This is a genomic window from Streptomyces spongiae, assembly GCF_009377185.1.
Taxonomy (GTDB): domain Bacteria; phylum Actinomycetota; class Actinomycetes; order Streptomycetales; family Streptomycetaceae; genus Streptomyces; species Streptomyces spongiae.
Genome location: NZ_VJZC01000912.1, coordinates 1 through 2688 on the forward strand (window position 1 = coordinate 1; position 2688 = coordinate 2688).

Genomic DNA, 2688 nt, shown 5'->3' on the forward strand with positions numbered 1-2688 from the left:
GGGCGGGTGGCCGCTCGTCGAGCGTCGTGCTCACTTCAGGCCCTTGCAGGCCGCTATGAACTGCGTGGGTGACGACTTGCCCGCGAACAGCTTGCCGATCTCCGTGTGCATCTTGGTGCCCAGCCCGTCGCCCAGCGCCTGGTCCCAGGAGAGCGTGAAGGCCGGGGCCTTCTCCACCATGTCGTACTGGAACTTCGCGAACTCGGGGTTGGGCGCGGAGGAGAGCAGCTGGGCCGCGTTCGAGGTGGTCGGGACGTCGCCGAGGTCGACCAGGTCCTTCGCGTACGCCTCCGACGCGCAGGTCCTGAGGAACGCGATCGCCAGGTCCTTGTTGCGGGTACGGGAGTTGATGGACCAGTAGTTGGTGGGGTTGCCGACCACGTTGCGGACGTCGCCCGTGCCGTCCTCGACCGTCGGGAAGGCGGCCCAGCCCAGGTTGCTCTTGGCGAAGTCGGGGAACTTGCCGAGCTGCGTCGAGTACTCCCACGAGCCCATCAGGTGCATGGCGGCCTTGCCCTTGGCGAAGACCGCGGGAGCGCCGCCGTTGACGTACGACACCGAGGTGAACTTGGAGCCGAAGGCGCCGTCGTCGACGAGCTCCTTCACCAGCTCGGCGGCCTTCAGGACGGCCGGGTCGCCCCAGCCCTCGGCGTCGCCGTCCTGGATGCGCTTGAAGACCTCGGGGCCGCCGACGCGGTCGACCAGGTACTCCAGCCACATCAGCTCGGGCCAGATGTCGGAGCCGCCGAGCGCGAACGGAGTGATCTTCGCCTTCTTCAGCTTGGCGTTGATGTCCAGCAACTGGTCCCAGGTGGTGGGCGGCTGGAGCTTGTGCTCGGCGAAGACGGACTTGTTGTAGAAGAGGATCACGGGCTGCATCCCGCGCATCGGTATGCCGTAGTGGCGGCCCCCCAGGTCGCCGGCCGCGAGCACCGCGGGCAGGAAGCCGTTCTTGAGGACGGGGTCGTCGTTGATGATGTCGGTGAGGTCGACGAGCTTGTCGGCCTCCTCGTACGGCTTGATGGAGCCGCCGCCCCAGTTGAAGAAGACGTCCGGGGCGCTCGGCGAGCCCATGGCGGTGCGGAGCTTGGGGGAGTAGTCGGAGCCGGGGACCTTCTCCAGCTTGACCTTGCCGCCCGCCTTCTTCGCGGCGGCCGACTTGTTGAACCGGGCCACGCCCGCCGCCTGGACCTTCACCGCGTCGTCGCCGTACACGAAGGCGGTGATCGTGCCGCTGTCGCCGCCCGAGCCGCTGCCGGAGCCGCAGGCCGTGAGTCCGGTGGTCCCGGTGGCGAGCAACGTGGTGGCACCGGCTCCCAGCACCCAGCGCCTGCTGAACGTACGGCTGCCCGGGCTCCCGCCGGTGGACTGGCCTCTGAGCGACTCCATTGCAGCACTCACCCTTCGCGAATGTTTCGGATGGCACTTCGAATGTTCCGGGAACGTATGGTGCCCGAAGGGGTCCGTCAAGGGGTCGCGCGGAGATACGATCCGGCCCATGAAACCTCCGAAGCCCGAGGAAACCCCGACAAGACCGCAGGCGGCGCAGTCCACGCAGACGGCGACGCTCGCCGAGATCGCCCGCGAGGCGGGGGTTTCGGCTCCGACTGTTTCGAAGGTGCTCAACGGCCGGGCCGATGTCGCCCCGGCGACCCGCACCCGTGTCGAGGAACTGCTGCGCGAGTACGGCTACCGGCGCCGGCGTGCCGAGGCGACCCGCTCGCCGCTCGTCGACGTCGTGTTCCACGAGCTGGAGAGCGCGTGGGCGATGGAGGTCATCCGGGGCGTCGAGACCGTGGCGAGGGAGGCCGGGCTGAGTGTGGTCCTCTCCGAGAGCGCGGGGCGGCTGACGCCCGGGCGCACCTGGGCCGACCAGGTCGCGGCCCGGCGCCCGCACGGGGTGGTGCTGGTGCTGTCCGGGCTCGACGCGTCGCAGCGGGCGCTGCTGACCAGCAGGTCCATCCCGTTCGTGGTGATGGACCCGGCGGGCGATCCCGGCGACGACGTGCCGTCGATCGGTGCGACGAACTGGCAGGGCGGGCTGGCGGCCACCCGGCACCTGGTCGAGCTGGGCCACCGGCGCATCGGCGCGATCAGCGGGCCCTCGCGGATGATGTGCAGCCGGGCGCGGGTGGACGGCTACCGGGCCGCGCTGGAGACCGCCGGGCTGCCGGTGGACGCGGAGCTGATCAAGGCGGGGGACTTCCACCACGAGACCGGCTACCGCCTGGGGCTGGAGTTGCTCCGGCTGCCGGACCGCCCCACCGCCGTCTTCGCGGGCAACGACCTTCAGGCGCTCGGCCTGTACGAGGCCGCGCGCGAGCTGGGGCTGCGGATCCCGGAGGACCTGAGCGTGGTCGGGTTCGACGATCTGCCGGTGGCGCGGTGGGTGGGGCCGCCGCTGACGACCGTGCGGCAGCCGTTGATGGAGATGGCGGAGGCGGCGACTCGGTTGGTGCTGGATCTGGGCCGCGAGGAGGGGGTTCCGGCTGCTACTCGGGTGGAGTTGGCTACGAGGTTGGTGGTGCGCAGCAGTACGGCGGTGGGTGCCTGAGGTTCGTGGGTGCCTGCGGGTTTGTTGTGGCTGGTCGCGCAGTTCCCCGCGCCCCTGAGGGGCGCGTCTGCGGCGCCGTCGTGGCTTGGGCGCCTGCGCGTTTGTTCGTGGGTCGGGGGTGCGCGGCTGCGGGT

2 protein-coding genes are annotated in these 2688 nt (G+C 70.4%); one reads left to right on the forward strand and one right to left on the reverse strand.

The genetic code is table 11. From position 1 onward, the window contains the following. Positions 1–30: 30 nt before the first annotated feature. On the reverse strand, positions 31–1389 hold the full coding sequence (locus FNH08_RS48570; RefSeq protein ID WP_152778291.1) for an ABC transporter substrate-binding protein: 1359 nt from the start codon (positions 1387–1389) through the stop codon (positions 31–33). 109 nt (positions 1390–1498) lie between these two features. Between FNH08_RS48570 and FNH08_RS48575 the strand changes: the two genes are divergently transcribed. Next, complete coding sequence (locus tag FNH08_RS48575) at positions 1499–2554, forward strand: LacI family DNA-binding transcriptional regulator (RefSeq protein WP_152778292.1); 1056 nt, start codon at positions 1499–1501, stop codon at positions 2552–2554. The last annotated feature ends 134 nt before the right edge of the window (positions 2555–2688 follow it).

Coding starts and splice junctions, on each gene's coding strand:
- FNH08_RS48570 (WP_152778291.1), bottom strand. CDS start 1,389: ATGGAGTCGCTCAGAGGCCAGTCCACCGGCGGGAGCCCGGGCAGCCGT.
- FNH08_RS48575 (WP_152778292.1), top strand. CDS start 1,499: ATGAAACCTCCGAAGCCCGAGGAAACCCCGACAAGACCGCAGGCGGCG.